Source organism: Acinetobacter sp. WCHAc060006 (assembly GCF_004209135.1).
Lineage (GTDB): Bacteria > Pseudomonadota > Gammaproteobacteria > Pseudomonadales > Moraxellaceae > Acinetobacter > Acinetobacter cumulans.
On the sequence record NZ_SGSS01000008.1, the window covers coordinates 87,534 to 108,373 of the forward strand.

Below are 20,840 nucleotides of genomic sequence, written 5' to 3' on the forward strand. Positions count from 1 at the left end.
TAACCCCTCTTTACGAAAGAGGGGAACTAAAAGGAATAAACAATTCCCAAACAAAGCCCGTTGCCAGCCAACGGGCTTTGACTTTACAATCCCTACAGAATTTAATTTATATAAATCGCGTTTAATAACGACAGAGGACACCGCATGCATTTGGTTCAACGTGTTGCTGCAATTGTATTAACCTTGGGTCTAGGTGCAAGCCTTACAGGCTGCGGCTTTCATTTGAAAGGCACGAACCCAAATGTTGCACCTGTAACTTATGCCAACATGAGCTTGGCACTTCCTAAAAATGCAGATGACCTCGAAGAGAAACTTCAGATTTATTTAGGTGCTGCTGGCGTTAAAGTAAGCAATGACAGCAACAACTATGTGTTACGTGTGCTGGAATACACCCCGCGCCGTCTTGAGTTGAATGGCAAACTGATTGAAACCCTATTGCGTCTGAATGTCACCTTCCGCATTGAAGATGCACAAGGTAACCCCGTAACTGAACCACGGACGGTAATGGCAACTCGTACCTACCAATATGACGTAGCAACTGTAAACACGGATGATCAAGAACAAACTTATTTAAACAAAGTAATTATTGATGATGTCGCACAACAAATTGCGCGCCAAATTTCATCGAATCGTTTACCACCCGCTGTACAGCGTACGAATGCTCCTGTGAGTGTTACGCTACCTGCAACTGCTGCGGAATAAGCTTTAAACCGTATGAAGCTCGATTATCTACAAGCCCTAAAACGTATTGATGAAGCTCGAGGTGCTTGGGTCTTACATGGCCAAGAACCTCTACTTGAGCAAAACTTAATCGATGCCTTTCGGGCCAGCTGGCAAAAGCAAGAAATCGAGCGTCAACGCTTTGATATTACAAGTGTAAGTGATTGGAAAACCGTCTTTAATGCACTCAATAGCTTATCGCTGTTTTCGAGTCAGTTGGCCATTGAAGTGCATGGCAACATTAAACCTGATGCCAATGGGCTAAAAGAACTCAAAAGCTATTTACAGCATAATGAGCATAATCTCTTATTGGTGGTCATGCCCAAGCAAGATGCCAGTAGTTTAAAAACCGCTTTCTTCCAAACGATTGATGCCAATGGTGTTAACGTCGCGTTGACCGCGAACTATGCCAAAGATCGTCAGCAAATTTTGGCGGTTGAAGCTCAAAAGCTAGGGATAAAATTAGCCAATGATGCATGGCAATGGGTAGAGCAACACCATGAGCATAATCTATTAGCCGCCAAAAATAGTTTAATGCGCGTGAGCGACACCTTTGCTGATGTCGACATCATTCAAATTGATCATTTATATTCATGCCTACAAGATCAATCTCGCTATACCACCTACGATCTAAACGATGCCATGCTACAAGGCAACTTGGCGCAGTCGATTAAAATTTTTCAGTATTTAATCGCCTCTGGCGAACCGATGAGTCTCATCTTGTGGAGCATCAGTAAAGATATGCGCTTATTGATGGCGCTGTTTGAGCAGCCACAAAACGCCTTACAGCTGGGGATTTGGAAAACTAAAGTCAGCTTGTATCAACAAGCCTTACGTCGCCTCAATCCTAATGTTTTTTTAGCATGGCCTGCACTTTTGTTACGTATTGATGCATCAATTAAAGGTCTTGGCCATGAAAACCCAGAGCACCTTGTACAACAGGCGATTGCCAGCCTATGTGGTCGAAGCCTGTTTTAATTTATATCAACCTCATGTGTAGACTCAATGATCATTGAGATTGAGTCTGCTGACTTCTTAAACACTCAGCTTCTTTATAATAAGAATCATTTCTGTTTGTATAAAAAATTCACGATTTATCCGTAATTAAAATCTATACTTGATCTATTCTCATTCAAATTCTCCAACTAATCATGCCGAAAATAAAACCAGCGAAACTGCTTATAGCAATCATTTGCACTCTCGCCATAGCCCTTACGGCATGGTACTTTTTTAAACCTAAACAACAACAGCCACAGTTTATTACTGCTGAAGTTACTCGCGGCGATTTAGAGAACTCGGTATTGGCCACAGGCGTATTAGAAGCGACCAAAATGGTCAGCGTCGGTGCTCAAGTGTCGGGGCAGGTAAAAAAAATGTATGTGCAACTGGGTGATCAAGTCAAACAAGGCCAGTTGATTGCACAAATTGATTCTGTACGCCAACAAAATGAATTAAAAACTGCGGAAGCCAACATTAAAAATCAACAAGCACAGCTTGCTGTAAAACAGGCGAATTTAGCCAAAGTCGAAGCTGAATATCAGCGTCAGCAAGCCATGTATGCGCAAGATGCAACATCACGTGCAGAACTTGAATCGGCACTGGCCAGCTACAAAACTGCTCAGGCTGATATTGTGGCAATTAATGCACAAATTGAACAATCTCGCTTAACCTTAGCAACGGCCAAAGAAGATTTAGGCTACACACAAATTGTTGCACCGATGGATGGCACAATTGTCGCAATCGTGACTGAAGAAGGCCAAACGGTGAACGCCAACCAAAGCGCGCCAACGATTGTGAAGTTGGCAAAACTGGATGACATGACCATCAAAGCTGAAATTTCTGAAGCAGATGTGATGAAAGTGGAAAAAGGCCAGCGTGTTTACTTCACAACACTTGGTGACAGCGAAACCAAACATTACGCCACTTTACGCCAAGTCGAACCTGCGCCCTCTTCAATTAATAATGAAACCAGTAACAGCTCTACCTCATCATCAAGTACAGCGGTTTACTACAATGCTTTGTTTGATGTACCCAATGCAGACGGCAAGCTACGTATTGATATGACCGCACAGGTTTATATTATTTTAGATGAAGCGCGCAATGTACTGACTGTGCCAGCAGCTGCCATTCAAACATCTAACCGTCCGCGTAAAGCGCGTAGCGATGCCGACAGCAGTGCCTCAGAAGCAAGCAACAACCCAGATGCGACTCAACGACCTAAACGCTTAGAACTAAGTGCAGAGGAAAAAGCCTTAGTAAAACAAGGCAAAGCATCTATGGCAATGGTTCGTGTTGTACAAGCAGATGGCAGCGCGCAGCCTCAACCTGTATTAATTGGTTTAAATAACCGTGTCACTGCACAAGTCCTAAAAGGTCTAAAACAAGGCGAAAAAGTCATTATTGCGGATGGAACTGATACCAGCAATGATTCGGCTAAACGTAGCAACAGCCGTGGTGGCGCTGGCCCAATGAGAATGTAATCATGAGTCAAAATCAACAGCCTCTACTAGAGGTCAAAGATCTGACACGTGAGTTCCCTGCGGGTGAAAGCACTGTTCAGATCTTAAAAGGGGTGAATCTTTCGATTTACCCTGGAGAATTGGTGGCGATTGTGGGCCAGTCCGGCTCGGGTAAATCAACGCTGATGAATATTTTAGGCTGTCTCGATCAGCCTACAGCGGGTAGTTATAAAGTTAAAGGGCGCGAAACTCGCGAACTTGAAGCCGATGAACTGGCACAGCTACGCCGTGAATATTTTGGTTTTATTTTCCAGCGCTATCATCTATTGGGTGATTTAAACGCTGCAGGCAACGTCGAAGTTCCAGCCATTTATGCAGGTGTAGATTCGTCTGAACGACAAACCCGTGCAAAGGATTTGCTGACTGAACTTGGCCTAGGTGAAAAAACCCAAAACCGCCCAAGCCAACTGTCTGGTGGCCAACAGCAACGTGTATCCATTGCACGTGCGCTGATGAACGGCGGCGACGTGATTTTGGCCGATGAACCCACAGGTGCATTGGATAAAAATAGTGGCATTGAAGTCATGCGCATTTTGCGTGAACTGAATGCCAAGGGCCACACGATTATTTTGGTGACCCATGATCATAATGTGGCAAAGAATGCCACCCGTATTATCGAAATCAGTGACGGCAATATTATTTCCGATCAGCCCAATGTGCCTGAAATTGATGGCGAGACATTGGTACAACAAGAATTGCAGCCGGCCATCAAAAAAAGAACTTCGGCATGGCGTTCGGGGATTGATCGTTTAGCCGAAGCCTTCCGTATGGCGTTGTTGGCCATGAATGCGCACCGTATGCGTACCTTCTTAACCATGCTGGGCATTATCATTGGTATCGCCTCTGTGGTTTCAGTTGTGGCTCTGGGTAATGGTTCACAAAAGCAAATTCTGGAAAATATCAGCAGTTTGGGCACCAACACAATTACGGTGTATCAAGGTCGTGGTTTTGGTGATAACTCCCGCTCCTCACAAGTTAAAACCTTGATTCCAGCAGATGCTACGGCGTTGTCTGAACAGCCTTATGTTGAAGGCGTCAGTCCGACGGTCAGCAGCAGTGTTACAGCACGTTTTAAAGATACGGAGGCTTCTGCTACCGTCAATGGGGTAAGTGAAGACTACTTCTATGTTAAAGGTATGGAGTTCGCCTCTGGACAGCCATTTGATAAAGAAAGCGTGACTGAACAAACTCAGGACGTGGTCATTGATGACAATACCAAAAAGACTTTTTTCAGTGATGGCAGCAATCCCGTTGGCCAAGTCATTTTACTGGGCAGTGTCCCCAGCCGAATTATTGGTGTAGTTGAAGCGCAAACAGGCATGATGGGGGGCAACGACAGTTTAAATGTGTATTTGCCCTATTCGACAGTGATGAGCCGTATGCTAGGCCAGTCCAATGTGCGTAGCATTATTGTTCGGGTGAAAGACGAATATCCAAGCGCTGCCGCGGAAAATGCGATTTTGAATCTGCTGGTGCAACGTCATGGCGCGCAAGATGTGTTTACCCAAAACTCAGACAGTATTCGTGAAACCATTCAGCAAACCACACAAACCATGACCCTTTTGGTTTCTGCTATTGCGGTCATTTCCCTTGTGGTTGGCGGGATTGGCGTAATGAACATTATGCTGGTGTCTGTGACTGAGCGTACCCAAGAAATTGGTGTGCGCATGGCGGTTGGCGCGCGTCAAAGCGATATATTGCAACAGTTCCTGATTGAAGCAGTTTTAGTCTGTATTTTAGGTGGCATTTTAGGTGTACTGCTCTCCTTGGGTATTGGGCAACTGATCAGCCATTTTGCTGGTGGCACCTTCCAAATGGCGTATTCAACGACATCTATCATCGCAGCATTTGTCTGCTCTAGCATGATCGGTATTGTGTTCGGTTTCATCCCTGCACGTAATGCCGCCCGCCTTAACCCTGTTGATGCTCTGTCTAGAGAATAAGGAAAACATAATGCAAATGAATTTAACTAAACTTGCAGGCGCCCTGATTCTCGGAGGTAGCCTGACGGGCTGCGCAGCGATGGTGAAATCGCCATACGAACAGCCCGCGGTAAATATGCCTTCCAGCTTTCAAAATAGCAAAGCCATGAGTCAGCAAATACATGCAGATGCTTCTGCAGATCAGTGGTGGACATTATTTAATGATGCCCAGCTGAATCAGCTGGTGGATCAAGTCTTAAATGCCAATACCGATTTGGCAGTTGCAGGCATTAACCTGCACCAAGCGCGCATTCAGGCGAAACAAAACCAAAGCCAGCAAGGCATCCGCATTGGCACAGCAGGCGCTTCCGTTGGACACCGTTTTAGCTTAGATGGCGATGGTGACTCTTCAAATGGTATTTCATTGAACTACCCTGGGCTCAGTTATGAGCTGGATTTGTTTGGCAAACTGGCAAACCAAACTGAAGCTTCGCGCTGGGAAGCTTTAGCCTCTGAACAAGACTTGCAGGCAACTGCACAAAGTTTAATTGCCACGACAGCCAATCTGTATTGGCAGCTAGGCTATTTAAATGAACGCTTTGCCGTTGCGCAGCAAAATTTAGCCAGCACGCAAAAGACTTATGATTTGGTTAAAGTTCAATACAAAGCAGGCGCTGTATCAGGTTTGGACTTAACATCTGCCGAACAGGCCGTACAAAGCCAAAAAGCAACCCTAAGTCAAATTGAGCAGCAAAAGGTCGAGACGCGTACTGCATTGGCCGTTTTACTACAGCGTCCTGTACAGCAGTTAAATATTGCAGAACCTGCACGTTTACCGCGTAAAGCCCTACCAAATATTGCAGCGGGCCTGCCTGCGGATCTGCTGTCGCGCCGTCCAGATCTAAAAGCATCAGAATTACGTTTACGTAAGGCTTTAGCAACGAAGGATGCGAATAAAGCCAGTTATTACCCTTCAATCAGCTTAACTGGCGGTTTAACAACTGGCGGCAGCAGTACATCATTGACTGAGGTTTTATCCAATCCTGCAGCCATTTTAGGTGCTGGTTTGTCTTTGCCATTTTTACAATGGAATGACATGAAACGTGATTTAAAAGTCAATGAACTGGAATATGAAAAGTCGATTATTCAGTACCGTCAGACTTTATATGCAGCCTTTGCAGATGTAGAAAATGCGCTGTCGGCGCGCAATGAACTGGACAAACAGGTACAGCTTCAAGAGCGTAATGTGCAGCTTGCAGAAAAGACTGAGCGTTTGACTGAAGTGCGTTACCGTAATGGTGCGGTCGCCCTGAAAAACTTGATTGATGCGCAGAAGACGGCTCGTGATGCACGTTTGTCTTTGGTGCAAACCAAGCAGAGTCAATACAATGCTTATGTGACTTTGATGCAGGCGTTGGGTGGCAGTCCGATTAGGCAATTGCCATGATTTTAAAAAGCCCGAAAGGGCTTTTTTTTAAAAGAAATTCCAAAACTTCAAGTAATTATCAAACCCGTGACCTCGCGTTTGCGCGATAAACTCAATAAAAGAAGTAAAGCACAACAACCCTATATAGGCACATAAAATACAAATTAAATAGTGAGTGAATCCAAATTTATTTGAATTCAAACTGACACCTTCAACCTTATGAGCACTACGATCATCTAATTTAAAAAAATAATTTCTATTAAATAAATGAATAAATAAGTTTCCTAACAATGAAATAATATAATAAAAGAGAAAAAAAGATCGGGCATAGTCAATAATTTTATTCCTTTTTAAACTTCCAACTTTATCAACCACATATTAATATTTAGAATCAGAATGGCTTTGTTGCACAAACCTATCGTTAAGGGCTTATTCCACAATATAATTTCCAAATGAACAAGCCTGCACCTAAAATTTATCGTACCACCAATTGGTCTTCTTATAATCGAGCATTAATAAATCGAGGAAATATTTCAATTTGGTTTGACACTAAGACTCAATGGTATGCGCAGCCAAAAGGCAAGCATGGACGAAATCAAACTTATTCCGACACAGCCATCCAATGCTGTCTAATGATTAAATCTTTATTTCGCCTTTCTTTACGTATGGTCACAGGTTTTGTTCAAAGTCTGATTAAACTCTGTGGATTAAATTGGACAGCACCAGATTACAGTACGCTTTGCAGAAGACAAAAACATATTGATATTGCGATTAGTTATCAAAAAAGCAGTGGTGGGCTTAACTTGCTAGTAGACTCTACCGGTCTAAAGTTTTTAGGTGAAGGTGAATGGAAAAGGAAGAAACATCAGCCTGAATATCGTCGTCAATGGCGTAAATTACATATTGGTATAGATGCTAAAACTCTCCAAATACGTGCAGTTCAGCTTACAACTAACAATGTAAGTGATTCACAGGTACTTGGTGATTTACTCGATCAAATTTCCTTAGATGAGCAGATTGACTCTGTTTATACGGATGGCGCTTATGACACCAAACAATGTCGTCAGGTCATTGCAGATCGGCAAGCGCATGCGGTGATTCCTCCAAGAAAAAATGCGAAACCTTGGAAAGATACAAAGGTCAGCTCGCTAGAACGAAATGAATTACTTCGTACTGTTAAACGGTTTGGCAGAATACTATGGAAAAAATGGTCAGGCTATCATCGCCGAAGTTTGGTGGAAACCAAGATGCACTGCATCAAATTATTAGGCGATAAACTCAGTGCAAGGAACTTTAATAGCCAAACCAATGAGATCCATGCACGTGTAGCAGTGTTAAATAAATTTACCGAGTTAGGTCAACCACATACCCAAGTTATGCCTTAAATTTGAGTAGATATGGGCAATCTTAATTTTTACATCTTTGTGCAACAAAGCCAAGCAGTGCTTTAAAATTTCTCAGGCTCATAATAACGGTAACGGTTATAATGTAAGCCTGTTTCGCCATCCTTGCGCTTAAATCTGAGCAGTGCTCAGATCTTGCTCATGCCCTTGAAAACGAATATTGGTTTGTTCAAGTAAATTATGAGAAGCCTTTATTTCTAAAGCTTCACCCCATACATCCTGCTTAATTTCCCATATACATTCACCTAGCTCATTGCTCAATGTTTGCGGTGTACCAACTTGGTCACAATGATAGAATGCAAAACGTTCTAATTCGGCCTTGTTCTTGAAAACTCCAAAAGAATCAGCTAGGTCGAAAAATTTATTTGCTATTTAAATATCTAGAATATGAAGGAATCAAATATCTACCATTAATACTTATAAAATAGAAATACAATATAAATAGAACAGGTGATAAAAAATAATATTTAGACATAAGAGAAAAAGATACTACCCCAACACCCAAAAATAAATATAAGTAAAACAAAAAAACATTCAAAAGAAACCTATTGCGCGAATAAAAATTCCTTTTGCACTCTAAGAAACTATATACGTTATAGGATAAAAAAAATAACCCACCATATGTTATCAAACCTGGAGTTACCAACAAAATAATCACGGCTATGAAAAACCTAAAAATTGAATCAGCTGGCAATTTAATCAAAACATAAAGCAATATGTATAAAATTAATAAAGCTATATAGTAAAAATATTTAAGATTATTAAAATCTGATCTACTTAAGCTCAATCTAAGATCATTATTCACAACTATCACCCAATGCCTTATTTATTCCTGCCTTCACAGCAGATCCACCCAAAACACCACTACTGTACATTCCTCCAATTAACAGACCCGTAACAGCTCCTCCTGAAACTTTTCCTACAATTACTTGTTTACCAGTATAGGGACCATATTTATTAGATTTTATTACTGCAGTTGACTTTTTATACTGTTCAAGCATAGCTGAACCAGTCGTCCAAGTTTGTAAACCCGTTTCTTTAGTTATAGCTTTACCAAAAAGCCCACCTAAACCAGCAGAAATAAGCCATGGAGCATCTAAGGGATTTAACTGTAAAGCAGTATTAACCGTAGCTGCAGTATATTTATTTCCATTTATTTTATCTCTAAGATATGAAACTGCTGGAATGTCTGTAAGCTGAAACCCCATAGTATCAGTATAATTATCAAATGTTTGATCAATAAAACTTTTATCCTTAACGTAGCAACCACCTGTAAACTCCACGACTGCCTTTCCAAGGCTATTTTCTTTTTTTAATCCCATCCTATCTACCCATTGATTTGGATTCCTGACGTATTTGGAATTATTCATCCCACCTAACAACCCAATCGGATCTTTACTCACATACCTTGCACTATGCGGCTCATAATAACGGTAACGGTTATAATGTAAGCCAGTCTCTCCATCATAATATTGGCCTTGAAAACGAATATTGGTTTGCTCAAGTAAATTATGAGAGGCCTTTATTTCTAAAGCTCCCCCCCATACATCCTGCTTAATTTCCCATATACATTCACCTAGCTCATTACTTAAGGTCTGAGGTGTACCAACTTGGTCACAGTGATAAAAAAGCACCCGCTCCAATTCAGCTTTATTTTTTCGTGTTTCAGTTTTCCAAATCGGATCTTTATAAACCAAATAATCTTCATGCTGAAATTGAGCATAGTCAGGCGTTTCTAAAAGCTTGATAAAACCTGTATAGCCCGTTTGCAGCAGCGGTACAAAACTCTGCGGTTCATAGACATAATGCTTGGTGTAGTTTTCTTCGACGTCATGAGATTGCTGTGACTCCCAAATCATCAAGTCACCGTCCCAGCCAAATAAGGTCAGGGTTTGCGCATTTTGATTTTTCTTGTATAAACGCCGTCCAAATACATCATACCCATATTCGGTCACTTGACCATTATGATCACTGCGAATCAAACGGTTCAGATTATCCCACGTCAGTTTTAATCATTTGCCTGCATGGCTGCTTTCAATCACATTGCCTTGTGCATCGTATTTATAGTTTTTACCCTTATATTGAGCGATCAAATTACTTTTCGCTTGAGACGCTTGTGTAGCAAGGGAGTCAATCAAATTCCCTGCAGGGTCAAAAGTAAAGCTTTCCATTTTATGCATACTTTTGCTCTGTATCAAACGGCCAACCGCATCATATTGATAATTCAGCTTGCCTAAACGGCTGTCGTCCACCTGCGTGAGTAGATAATTTTGATCATAATGATACTGCCGTTCCGCCTGATGCTGTACTCGCCCTAGAGTCTCTTGCTCTGGCTGAATCAGCTGCGAACTGAGTAAACCTACATCATTATAATTTTTGCTTTGAACCAATCCATTGGCGAGCATCCGCGCTGTTTCACGGTGCAAGTCATCGCGCTGAAATGCCACCATGTCTTTTTTATTTAACGCAATGCCATAAATATGCCCTGAACCATAACTCAAATTGCTTTGAACCTGTCCGTCAGGGCGAATCGTTTGAGCTAAATTTCCCAGCACATCATATTCATAACGCAGCACAGCCGTCAGCGGAGTGAAATGCGGCACTTTATAATGCTGATGCTCACGGACCAATTGGCCAAGCGCGTTGCGATAAAAATCGATTTGACTGTCTTTATTCGTCGCCTTACTCAATTGATGATTCATGTTGTATTCAAATTCTTCTATTTGACTTACACGAGTTTGTACATGGGTATAAGTTTTTGAAGCGATTGCGCCATCAGCAAAATATGCAAATTGAGTAAAAACATTCGGCTGACGGATTTGGAACAGCTGACCGTTTTCATTGTAGCTATAATATTTTTCTTCGCCATCGAAAGCCTGTTCACGCGCCAATTGACCATAACGGTTATATTCAAATAAATATTCTGCATAGTTTTGATTGATCAGCTTTTGAATACGACCTTGCTGATCCCATTGGTAGCCAATTTGATGACGGTTCGCATCTATACGCTGTTCGAGCAAACCCGCAGCATTATAACGGTACTGCGTGCTTAAACCTTTGGTATCCGTATGCTTGAGCAAACGCCCTTCTTCATCATGCTCAAATTGTTCTTTTAAACCATCAGGGTAGACAATTGCTTTAAGCTGGCCTTTGTCTTTGCCATCTGAGCTGTAGATATATTTGACTTGCTGCGCATCAGCAGACTGCTAGGCAGTCAGTGCGCCTTCTTCATCGTATTCCCATGCGCTTTCTTTACCTGAACAATCGCTATATGCGGTCATTTGCCCCAAATCATTGTATTGAATTTTTTTAGCGCCGCCTTTGGCATCAATGATTTCGACAATTTGATTATCGTTGTTGTATTTATATTGCGTGCTATGTCCTAAAGGATTAATTTCCTTCGTTACATTACCGTCTGCATCGTATTCTTTTTTCCAAATATGACCTTCAGGATCTTTGGTTTCCGTCAAATTTCCTGCTTCATCATAGGCAAAACGGATGATGCCTCCATTCGGCTGTACAATTTTAATTAGCTGATCTTGCTCGTTATAAACTTGTTCTGTTTCTAGGCCTGCAAAATCAATTTGACGGGTAATGCGTTTTTGACTGTCACGCGATAGCCATTTTTCACGGCCATCGGCTAAGCGTGTGCGATAGGTGAAACCATCTAAGTCAAAATAGTAATAGGTCGGCACATCATAAGCATCATAGACCGCAACTTGGCGCAATCGCGGATGCCACTCCAAACGGGTCTTAAAACTGCCGTCATCTGCCCATTCCGCTATGGCTTTGGCATTTGCTTCTTTTGATTCATATCGAATATTATGCCCGCGCCCTGTACGGTCGGCATAACGGGTCAGCTGATGCGCATCATTATATTCATAGCTGCGCACGTGACCATTTTGATCTACGGCCTTTATTAAATTGCCTTGCGCATCATATTCATAACGTGACACTGGCTCTACCTGTCCATCCACAAAAGCAGCAATGAGTTTTACTTGATCATTAAAGGCAAACTTGAGCTAGTGCTTGCCACGCTTCAATTGAAAATCAATGCCTTGAAGATAAGCTTGCTGTTCAAACAACAGATAACTTAAGGCAACTTTTTCATCTGTTTCTTCATTAAATTGCTGAAAAAAATTAAAGCCCGCCAAATACCGCATTAAAAAACTAAACTTCTTTGTCTATCTTAAGTAAAAAATTATAAGGTATCATCAAATAAAAGAATGTTTTATTTAAAATATAAAAAGCTATCAACAAAAAAACAGCAACAATAAAAATAGGGCCAAAATACTCATCATTTTTTAAAAAACCATTCAGAAAAATAATCAACCCCACTTGCATACCTAAAAATACCATTATTGGTGCAAATTTATTTTTTTTATTAACTAGACCATCAAAATACTCATAAAACTCATGCAAAGTCATTTCTTCAGGATTATTTATTTTATCTAAAAGAAATTTATCATAATTTTCATTGTTTTTTAAATTTTTAGAAAATAAAAAAACAGATAAAATAAAATAAAATAAAATTCCAAAATATAAAAAAATCGGATTCACCTCAATTAACAATGTAAAACCAATAATAAAAAACACAAAAGATACAAAAATATGCCCTAATATCCTATGCCTAGAATATGATATATAGTTTTTTCCACGCTTAAGTTTGAAATAAAAAAATAAAACCAAAATAAAGTAAAATAAATAAATAAATTTTAATAAATCCTTCTCAAATCCACCATTAATTGTTAAGGCAAATAAAAAACCAAAAACACCTATAGCAACATTTAAAATAAATTGATTTTTTATAAAGAAATCAGAATCAAACTTTGTTAATTTTATAGACATAATAATTCTCAAAATAACCAGGATGGCAATGTATAATTAAGCCCTAATAACTTATTTCCCTTTTCAGTTATTTCCACCATCGTGTTTTGAGTACAAGTCTGTAAATGATTGTAAAAATCCCTTACTCCCTCAGTAAAACCAAATTTTTCATCAAAGTAGTCGAGGGCCCATCCGATTGCAATACCAACTAATACTCCGACACCAATAACGACACCAATTGGACCTCCACCAACTACAAGACTTACAATTAGAACGCCTAACCAAGTTCCAACTATTGTTTTTACAGCCATTCCCGTAAGATTTGCTAAAAGATCTGTAATATCTTTTTGGCTAGTAGGTAATTTTGCCCATTTTTGAATTTCAATAGCTCCACCTACAATCAAACCTGCTAGCGATCCTTTGACCGTTCCCTTCGGGCTAAAATCAAAAGCAACCTCTCTTGGCAATACTTGAGTTAGCACATCTTTGGAGTTTGCTGCAAACTTTGCATAATGAAAATATGCACGCCCTCTGATTAAACCAATAAAGAATAGACCATTATGATTACCCAAATTTTTTATAATAAATACAGCTTGTGAAGCAGCAACTCCCATAACATTAAAGAAAGGTTTAAAAAATTTATCAATAATACTTACTCGTTTTGCCACATCTAGTGAAGCTGTAGCGACACCTACGCTTACATTCCACCAAGTAGCACTATTATCAAATGAAAATGTTTCTTTTATGCTTTTCCAAATACTCTTAAACTCTTTATCATTACATTTTTTAGGATCTTTCATATCCTCTAATGAAAACTTCTTATCTGGCCCATTATAATTTATATCAATACAATATTGAGCATATTCGTTACCATTATAATCTTGCTTATTAGATTTTCTTCCATCAACCAATGGTTGTTTTAAAATCGAAATTGTCTTTGGCTTTTCATTAGACTTATAAATCTTTCCATCTAATGCCCCGATATTTATCATTTCAATTTCTTTTCCATTTTTATCACTTATAATTATCCCCCCTTTAAATCTCGCAGGCACTTTAAAAATTACTTCCTGCCCATCTTGCCAATTTATAAAACTATTTTGCTTTAATGCATTATTAAATAACACACCACCATCATCCCTTTTAGCAATATAAGTTTTACCTTTAGATAATGATAATAATACTTTAATATCTCTAGAAAATTTCAACTCATTAATTAATGCTGTACTCTGATTTTCCCTAGGCTTAGTGAAAGTTTGTAAAGCATTTCTATCTATTTTCCATTCTCGATACAATTTATCAGAACCAACTGCTATTGCACGTTCCTCTCTGATAATTTCTAATTTAGTTTTTTTATGTCTCAGATAAATATCCAAGTATGGCCGAGTATAAAATCTACTCCGAAAATTATCAACTGAAGACCCTAATGAAATTAATCCCTTATCAGTAGATATAAGATCCGTAAATCCATTTGTATTGAAACTCGACCAATCTTTTATAATCAAAGATTTACCATTCTTATCATTTTCTTTTGCTAAAATCTTGTATTCAAAATGATTTTTATCTAACAACTTCCCAAATGGATCAAAAATTTTAAGTTTAAAATACCCCTTTTCAATCTGAACTGTTTTCACGTTTTCTTTTAAAGAGGTTTCAACTTCTGATAAACTCACTTCATACGTTGGAATCTCATAATATCCTTTACTTGGATTAAATAACTCTATTCTAATTTTTACAGGCGTTTTTGAGGATATTAAAACCGTATAACCATCTTTTGATGCAAAAATATTTTCTACAATTGGTTTATCTCCACCTTCCGAATAAACAATTCTATATTTTGCCCCCCAAAAACCAACTGATTGCGCGTATCTATCTTTAAGTACTACTCTAAATTTAGCTTTATAAGGCTTAGTCATTTTTATTTACCTATTTCTTCTTGAAATGATAAATCATTTTCAAATTTTCCATCAAAATGAATATAAAATTTCTGGCTTTGATCAGTTTCAATTAAATGTGTTTCACCATTGGAATTTGTTTTACCACTTTCCACATCTCCATTTTCATAGAAAATAAAATAATTAATATTCTTTCTTAAATTATTATCTGAATCTTTAATAATAAACTTTTTAGAATATGCTTTGCCTTGAGATATTTGAGGTAAAAAAGGAATTTTATAATCTTTTTTAGATCCTGTTACAAACTGATGCTGCCCTGCCTTTGCTTCAAATTTCCCACCAGTAGTCGAAAAAACACCAGATCCATTAATTTTGATCTGTGAACCGCCTGCAGTTAAATTAATCTCTTTCGGGCTGGTAATATAAATCGTATCTTCGGTTGAAATAATTTGAATGCCTTTACGTGCAATCAAATCTGCACCATCGCCCTGAGCCTGAATCTCAACCTTTCCTTTACCAGCAAAAGCACGTAGGCCTTCTTGCGCTGCAAATAAGCTAATCTTCTTACTTGCATGTGCAATTAAACTCTTTTGAGTACTTAAGTTAATGCTGTCACTCGCACTTTGGCTGATCTGCCCATCTGCAGAAATATGAATATCTTCATTTGTACTCAAAGCGATAGAATTGGGTGAAGCCAAGACCATTACAGCTGTTTTAAAGGCATCAGCCTGTTTCGGATCGGTTTTACTTAAGCTATCAATAAAACCCTTAATATTATCCAATACTTCTAATGGATCAGTTTGCTGATTCTTAGCCACCTCACTGAGCGCTTTACTACTGTTTAAACTCCCTTCCAATTGCTGTTTTGCTTCTTGGGCATCCAAGTGCATGCCTGAGGCTTGCCCTTGTGAATGTGTACTGAGTAATAAACCTTGCCCTGCCCGAACTGCGCCCCACTGATCAGTCCGCAGTTCAAAGCCCTCGCCTCGGTCTGCACTGCTTTCTTTATCTTTCGGATGACTGAGCTTACCTAAATTCAGCTGCGCTGCGCCATGACTGCTTTGCAGTTGTGTTGATATTTGACCTGTAGTGTCATCAAAACGAAGCTGTCCAAAACCTTGCCCTGCGACCTCTTTGGAACGGATACCTGCAATTTTTTTGGTGTCTGGCAATTGTCCTTTATTATCAAATTTGGTTGGGTTACGTGCTCCTTCATGAATACGTCCCACCACAAAAGGCCGGTCAATATTGCCGTCAAAGAAATCGATCACCACAATTTCATCTATGCGTGGTAAGAACCGTGCGCCATAGCCATCCCCCGCCCATGGGGTTAAAACATCCACCCAAGCAGAGTCCGTATCGGTATCATTACTGCCTGCGCCACCATCATGGCTGTGGTCATCGCTACGAGTGAAAAGGAAGCGAACTTTAATCCGCCCCCACTCATCGACATGAATTTCCTCACCTGCTGGCCCAACCACTTTTGCACGCTGTGCATAAGCATTTGGGCGATGCTGTTCGATGTGATACTCAGGGACAAATGCAATATTACGTCGTTGTAAACTCAGCGTATTGGCTTGTCGTTCATCTTCATCTGCCAAATTTTTAATTGACCATTGGCTCTGTTGAATCAGCTGATTGACTTGTGTATTCAAATCTTTCGGTAAGTTGTTTTGATTATAAAAAGATTTTCCGACAATCAAAAACTCTGCATCTGCACCGCTGTGTTGGTCTATTTCTGGATGTTCTTGTAGCTCAAACCAATAACCGACATGGGTATCACGCACCGTACTCTGTGCACTAAATTGTTTTGCTTGAAGCGCATGATATTGGTTCAGTTGTTGATTGAGACGCTCAATTTGCGAACCGCCCGAAGCCGTCGCCCCATCTTCACCGTTCAGGTCTTGCATCCACGCTGGGCTGGCATGCCATGCCTGTTCTAAACCCAAGCTTGCATTATCTTGATTATCGCTATGTTGGTGGCTACTTTGTACAGAACCTGCGCCTTCTTCTTGACTCAGGCTATCTGCTTGCCAGCGTTGTACATGTACTGCGGTAGGTTGCAAGCTACGCTGTGCAATAAAGCTCGTAATACTGTCTTGTTGCTCTGTAGCGCTACTGCGATGAAAGCGTATAGAACGACGCGCAAGTGCGCTGTATTGGCTATTATCATCAATTAAACGTAACTTTTGTGGCTGAATGCTCTCTGAAGCATGCATCACCCTATTTTGCGTTTCATCAATCAGCCAATTGATACCCTCACTGCGCAGTAAACGCGTTAAGAAGTCATAATCCGTCTCATTCGACTGCATCATAAATGGACGAACATCATATTCGCGTTGTAAGCCTGAAGTATCTAAACTTAAAGCGGTGGCAAACAGTGGGCTTTTTTGTTGCCATTCTTTAAAAAGAAGTTGCACCACCTCAGGTACAGATTTATTCATAAACACACGACTATTACGACGCTTATGCCATAAAGATGTTGCATCTTGTACGCGGAGTTTATACAGCGTTAATGAGCCGTCACTTTGCCCTTGTACAGCTTCCGTAATAATGCCTGAGGTACGGATCAATTGTCCGCGATCAGAGACTTGATCGACTGCGACTTGAGCACCCAAAAAGTTTTTTAAAGGGATGAGTGCATCTGTCGAAAGGCAAATGAGTTCTGCACTCAAACCTTGGTTAATTAAATGTTCGCCATCAATGCGCTGTAGGAAAACTTGTGTGTTTAAGGCTGGATTAGAAAACTGAACATGAATAGCACGCTTTTGTGGGCTTAAGCCTAATTTTTCTAATGCAGCAAAGATATGACTTTGCATAATTATTATCTATTATAAAAATTTGATTTTTTAATTCGAGCGTATTTTAAGCAAATTTTAAGCTTCTTTCCAAGCCCTTAATTATTTCTTTTTATCAATACTTCGTAAATTGATGAGTTTATTTGATTATTATTTGTAATTGTTTTGGCCATGTCTGATCTTGGTTTAAGTCGTTTCCAAGATACACGTTGACATGGCACTCATAACTCAATACCTGATTTAGGCTGACTTAGCTTTGCTTGCAAGGTGATCTAATTTTTTTAGCACTTCAGCCACAGCTACCATGGCAAAGCTTGAGGTAACCACCACAGCAGAACCATAACCACCACAGCGTAAGCCTGCACTTGGGCAGACATCTGCACTTGAAAATGGGTTATCTATTGAATACACACAGGTAATTCCAAACTTATCTTTAGGCTTTTTACAAATGCCTTTACTCCGCAGTTGTGTACGTAGTTTTGCCAACATAGGGTCTTGTTCTGTCTTGGATAAATCTGCCACACGAATTTTAAGCGGATCGAGTTTACCCCCTGCTCCACCCGAAACAATCAGAGGTACTTTGTTAAAACGACAGTGCAACATCAGGGCAAATTTGGCTTTCACATCATCAATACAATCTAATATCAGATCTGGATTGCCCGCCAAAAGCTCTGTGACATTTTCTGGCGTTAAATAGTCATCGATTAAATTAATTTTAATTCGAGGGTTGATTGCACGACAGCGCTCAGCCATCACTTCAATTTTTTCATGACCTAAAGTCGTGCTCATAGCAGGCAACTGACGGTTAATATTGGATGCAGCCACTACATCCATATCAACCAGCGTTAATTCGCCAATACCTGTACGTGCCAGTGCCTCAACTGCCCATGAACCTACACCACCAATACCAATGACCATCACATGGCTTTTTTCATAATGATTAAAGTTTTCTTCGCCATAAATTTTAGCGACGCCAGCAAAACGGCGGTCATATTCATCATCTTGAGGTAAGTCGGTCATAAAGGTTCAAAACAGCAAAAACAAGAGCGCTAGTCTAACAAATTTAGTCTGTGTTGACTGCGCTAATATTTTCACAGCACAGCTCGCTTGCGCTTGTTTGATAAATTCCGCACAATTATTTTGATTAAAATTTAAACTAAAATAATTTAAACAATGTGAAATTCAACGGTGCAAGCTGATGACGTTTTTTACTTTTTTATTGTGTCTCAATGCTTTGCTTATTTTGGCTTATGCGACACTCATTTTAATGTATCAAAAGAAAAATCTAAATTTAAGTATCATTATTCGAGTGTTATTTTTAACTCTATTTAGCTTGGTCGTATTTGCGCATTATGAAAGTGAGCAGCAATTTATTGTGATGCTGTGTTTATGGGTCATCTTTGAAGCCTTTTATTTAAAAAAAATTCATCATGCCCAATCTGGCAAATAAGGTCTTGCACAACTCGGCACCATAAAAAAAGAGGCTTTCGCCCCTTTTTGCTCCACCACAACTTAGTCTTTATTCATAATAAAGAAGTATTCACGGTAGTATTTGAGTTCTGCAATCGAATCGCGGATGTCATCCATTGCCAAGTGAGAGGCATTCTTTTTCAAGCCACCCATAATTTCTGGACGCCAGCGTTTTGCCAGCTCTTTAACACTTGAAACATCTAGGTTACGGTAATGGAAGAATTGCTCAAGCTCAGGCATTAAACGGTGCATAAAGCGGCGGTCTTGGCAAATTGAGTTACCGCACATTGGTGAAGTTTTTGGGTTTACCCACTTTTTCAAAAATTCTAAAGTCTGCTGTTCTACATCTTGCGCAGACAATTTACTACGGCGTACACGTTCAATCAGACCTGATTGACCATGCTGACGTGTATTCCACTCATCCATCGCATTTAAAATGATATTTGATTGATGTACCGCAAGCACAGGCCCCTCTGCCAGAATATTCAAATTATCATCCGTCACAATCGTTGCAATTTCAATAATTTGATCGTTATCTGTATCGAGACCTGTCATTTCTAGGTCAATCCAAATGAGGCGAGTATCCGGTGTGCTGCTCATAAATGTGCAATCTTATTAGGCATAAAAAATCTATAGTAGCAAATTTATTGGGCCTGCGCTGTAATTAGCCCCCGCTTCATGCTATTTTTGCGGTCTAGTTTCCATGGTTTTTTAGGACACGAATGGCCTTAATTCGCAAGCGCCGCCTGACCGAACAACAGCAGCGCCGCATTCAAAAACAGCATAAATCTCGTCAAGAAGACATCGATACATCGAATGATCTTGAGGGACTGGTGGTACAACATTATGGGCGGCAACTTGAAGTTCAAGCGCTCACTGAACCTGCTGTTCATGCCGAAAAGCCAACTGTTGCTGCCGGTGAACCTGAGCCATTTTGGAAAGCGATTGAATTGGGCAGTATCTGGCGCTGCCATACTCGGACCAATTTAGAAGCATTGGTAACCGGTGACCGCGTGAAATGGCAAGCCGACCCCAATACGGGCCTCGGGATTATTACCGCAATTCATCCACGCCAATCATTGCTTACACGTCCAGACCGCTATCACAAAGTGAAGCATGTAGCCGCCAATGTCAGTCTGATTGTGATTGTATTTGCTGCCTTTCCAGAGGTTGCTCCTAGCTTGATCGATCGCTATTTAGTGGCCTGTGAAGATGCCAATATCCCTGCATTATTGGTGCTCAATAAAATGGATTTGGTCAAAGAAAACGACCCTATTCTAACGATTGTGCAAGAGTATAAAAACTTAGGTTATGAAGTTTTACTGACGCAGTCAGATGGTGATTTATCGGAATTGGCTGGTCGTTTAGCTGGCGAAACCGTTGTATTCGTGGGGCAATCTGGCGTAGGCAAAAGCTCACTCATTAATACCATTGTTCCAGATGCGCTGCAAAAGACCAACATCATTTCTGAAAACTCAGCACTAGGGCAACATACCACGACCTCGACACGCTTAATTTCCTTTGGTGAAAATGCTGCCTTAATTGACTCCCCCGGAATTCGTGAATTTGGCCTCTGGCATTTAGATACAGAAAATGTGCAAAATGGTTTCCCTGAGATTCATAATTTACTCGGGCATTGCCAATTCCGTAACTGTACCCATAAACATGAGAAAAAATGTGCGTTGCGTATTGCTGCCGAAGAAGGTCAAATTTTGCAACGTCGCCTAGACAGCTTCTTACGTTTAATTGATGAAATTACGGAAGCTCAGCAAAAAAATTAGTTTTATTCTGTTGCAGCACTTGAAGCGGTGATTTTGATCACCATATTTATGAGCTATACTCTTGGCAATTTTTGAATTGTAA

Annotated in this window: 15 protein-coding genes and 2 pseudogenes; 8 read left to right on the plus strand and 9 right to left on the minus strand. The window is 40.1% G+C overall.

The features are described 5' to 3' along the window. The first annotated feature begins 144 nt into the window (after positions 1 to 144). From EXE29_RS06805 to EXE29_RS06830, 6 genes are all read left to right on the plus strand, one after another. Entirely contained in the window at positions 145 to 702 is a 558-nt protein-coding gene (locus EXE29_RS06805) for an LPS-assembly lipoprotein LptE (protein ID WP_106986079.1), read from the plus strand. A gap of 12 nt (positions 703 to 714) precedes the next feature. Continuing rightward, positions 715 to 1,698 carry a DNA polymerase III subunit delta gene (gene holA, locus EXE29_RS06810; protein WP_120364255.1) on the plus strand — a complete coding sequence of 328 codons (984 nt, stop codon included), beginning with the start codon at positions 715 to 717 and terminating at the stop codon, positions 1,696 to 1,698. A gap of 173 nt (positions 1,699 to 1,871) precedes the next feature. Next, positions 1,872 to 3,200 (plus strand): MacA family efflux pump subunit, encoded by a 1,329-nt coding sequence (locus EXE29_RS06815; RefSeq protein ID WP_117008115.1) that lies wholly within the window; start codon positions 1,872 to 1,874, stop codon positions 3,198 to 3,200. 2 nt (positions 3,201 to 3,202) lie between these two features. After that, on the plus strand, positions 3,203 to 5,182 hold the full coding sequence (locus tag EXE29_RS06820; RefSeq protein WP_120364254.1) for a MacB family efflux pump subunit: 1,980 nt from the start codon (positions 3,203 to 3,205) through the stop codon (positions 5,180 to 5,182). Between the two features lie 10 nt (positions 5,183 to 5,192). Beyond that, the gene (locus tag EXE29_RS06825; protein ID WP_120364253.1) at positions 5,193 to 6,608 is read left to right on the plus strand and encodes an efflux transporter outer membrane subunit; all 1,416 of its coding nucleotides are present in this window, start codon (positions 5,193 to 5,195) and stop codon (positions 6,606 to 6,608) included. 431 nt (positions 6,609 to 7,039) lie between these two features. Then, a complete protein-coding gene (locus EXE29_RS06830; RefSeq protein ID WP_120364252.1) occupies positions 7,040 to 7,972 on the plus strand; it encodes an IS5 family transposase in 933 nt (310 codons plus the stop codon). Positions 7,973 to 8,046: 74 nt separating this feature from the next. On the opposite strand, the pseudogene EXE29_RS17900 reads toward EXE29_RS06830, so the two are convergent. The 8 genes and pseudogenes from EXE29_RS17900 to EXE29_RS06860 form a co-directional block, all read right to left on the minus strand. After that, a pseudogene (locus EXE29_RS17900) lies at positions 8,047 to 8,317 on the minus strand (RHS repeat domain-containing protein); the annotation flags it as partial. Between the two features lie 974 nt (positions 8,318 to 9,291). Then, positions 9,292 to 11,166, minus strand: a pseudogene (locus EXE29_RS06840) (RHS repeat-associated core domain-containing protein); the annotation flags it as partial. Positions 11,167 to 11,196: 30 nt separating this feature from the next. Then, a complete protein-coding gene (locus EXE29_RS17905) occupies positions 11,197 to 11,967 on the minus strand; it encodes a hypothetical protein (protein ID WP_458363382.1) in 771 nt (256 codons plus the stop codon). A gap of 45 nt (positions 11,968 to 12,012) precedes the next feature. Beyond that, entirely contained in the window at positions 12,013 to 12,153 is a 141-nt protein-coding gene (locus EXE29_RS17910; protein WP_434061878.1) for a hypothetical protein, read from the minus strand. Between the two features lie 7 nt (positions 12,154 to 12,160). Further along, positions 12,161 to 12,838: a hypothetical protein gene (locus EXE29_RS06845; RefSeq protein ID WP_106986073.1), complete on the minus strand. Its 678-nt coding sequence runs from the start codon at positions 12,836 to 12,838 to the stop codon at positions 12,161 to 12,163. A gap of 8 nt (positions 12,839 to 12,846) precedes the next feature. Then, a complete protein-coding gene (locus EXE29_RS06850; RefSeq protein WP_120364251.1) occupies positions 12,847 to 14,730 on the minus strand; it encodes a hypothetical protein in 1,884 nt (627 codons plus the stop codon). Positions 14,731 to 14,732: 2 nt separating this feature from the next. After that, the gene (locus EXE29_RS06855) at positions 14,733 to 17,528 is read right to left on the minus strand and encodes a type VI secretion system Vgr family protein (RefSeq protein ID WP_171406255.1); all 2,796 of its coding nucleotides are present in this window, start codon (positions 17,526 to 17,528) and stop codon (positions 14,733 to 14,735) included. A 219-nt stretch (positions 17,529 to 17,747) separates the two neighbouring features. Continuing rightward, complete coding sequence (locus tag EXE29_RS06860) at positions 17,748 to 18,527, minus strand: tRNA threonylcarbamoyladenosine dehydratase (protein ID WP_106985179.1); 780 nt, start codon at positions 18,525 to 18,527, stop codon at positions 17,748 to 17,750. Between the two features lie 178 nt (positions 18,528 to 18,705). On the opposite strand from EXE29_RS06860, the gene EXE29_RS06865 reads away from it, so the two are divergent. Beyond that, positions 18,706 to 18,957, plus strand: a complete 252-nt coding sequence (locus EXE29_RS06865; protein WP_106985178.1) for a hypothetical protein — start codon at positions 18,706 to 18,708, stop codon at positions 18,955 to 18,957. Between the two features lie 62 nt (positions 18,958 to 19,019). Here EXE29_RS06865 and orn read toward each other — a convergent pair whose 3' ends face one another. Then, positions 19,020 to 19,577, minus strand: a complete 558-nt coding sequence (gene orn, locus EXE29_RS06870) for an oligoribonuclease (protein ID WP_106985177.1) — start codon at positions 19,575 to 19,577, stop codon at positions 19,020 to 19,022. Positions 19,578 to 19,699: 122 nt separating this feature from the next. On the opposite strand from orn, the gene rsgA reads away from it, so the two are divergent. Continuing rightward, positions 19,700 to 20,758 carry a small ribosomal subunit biogenesis GTPase RsgA gene (gene rsgA / locus EXE29_RS06875; RefSeq protein WP_120364249.1) on the plus strand — a complete coding sequence of 353 codons (1,059 nt, stop codon included), beginning with the start codon at positions 19,700 to 19,702 and terminating at the stop codon, positions 20,756 to 20,758. Positions 20,759 to 20,840: the final 82 nt, after the last annotated feature.

Coding starts and splice junctions, on each gene's coding strand:
- EXE29_RS06805 (WP_106986079.1), top strand. CDS start 145: ATGCATTTGGTTCAACGTGTTGCTGCAATTGTATTAACCTTGGGTCTA.
- holA (WP_120364255.1), top strand. CDS start 715: ATGAAGCTCGATTATCTACAAGCCCTAAAACGTATTGATGAAGCTCGA.
- EXE29_RS06815 (WP_117008115.1), top strand. CDS start 1,872: ATGCCGAAAATAAAACCAGCGAAACTGCTTATAGCAATCATTTGCACT.
- EXE29_RS06820 (WP_120364254.1), top strand. CDS start 3,203: ATGAGTCAAAATCAACAGCCTCTACTAGAGGTCAAAGATCTGACACGT.
- EXE29_RS06825 (WP_120364253.1), top strand. CDS start 5,193: ATGCAAATGAATTTAACTAAACTTGCAGGCGCCCTGATTCTCGGAGGT.
- EXE29_RS06830 (WP_120364252.1), top strand. CDS start 7,040: ATGAACAAGCCTGCACCTAAAATTTATCGTACCACCAATTGGTCTTCT.
- EXE29_RS17910 (WP_434061878.1), bottom strand. CDS start 12,153: ATGCGGTATTTGGCGGGCTTTAATTTTTTTCAGCAATTTAATGAAGAA.
- EXE29_RS06845 (WP_106986073.1), bottom strand. CDS start 12,838: ATGTCTATAAAATTAACAAAGTTTGATTCTGATTTCTTTATAAAAAAT.
- EXE29_RS06850 (WP_120364251.1), bottom strand. CDS start 14,730: ATGACTAAGCCTTATAAAGCTAAATTTAGAGTAGTACTTAAAGATAGA.
- EXE29_RS06855 (WP_171406255.1), bottom strand. CDS start 17,528: ATGCAAAGTCATATCTTTGCTGCATTAGAAAAATTAGGCTTAAGCCCA.
- EXE29_RS06860 (WP_106985179.1), bottom strand. CDS start 18,527: ATGACCGACTTACCTCAAGATGATGAATATGACCGCCGTTTTGCTGGC.
- EXE29_RS06865 (WP_106985178.1), top strand. CDS start 18,706: ATGACGTTTTTTACTTTTTTATTGTGTCTCAATGCTTTGCTTATTTTG.
- orn (WP_106985177.1), bottom strand. CDS start 19,577: ATGAGCAGCACACCGGATACTCGCCTCATTTGGATTGACCTAGAAATG.
- rsgA (WP_120364249.1), top strand. CDS start 19,700: ATGGCCTTAATTCGCAAGCGCCGCCTGACCGAACAACAGCAGCGCCGC.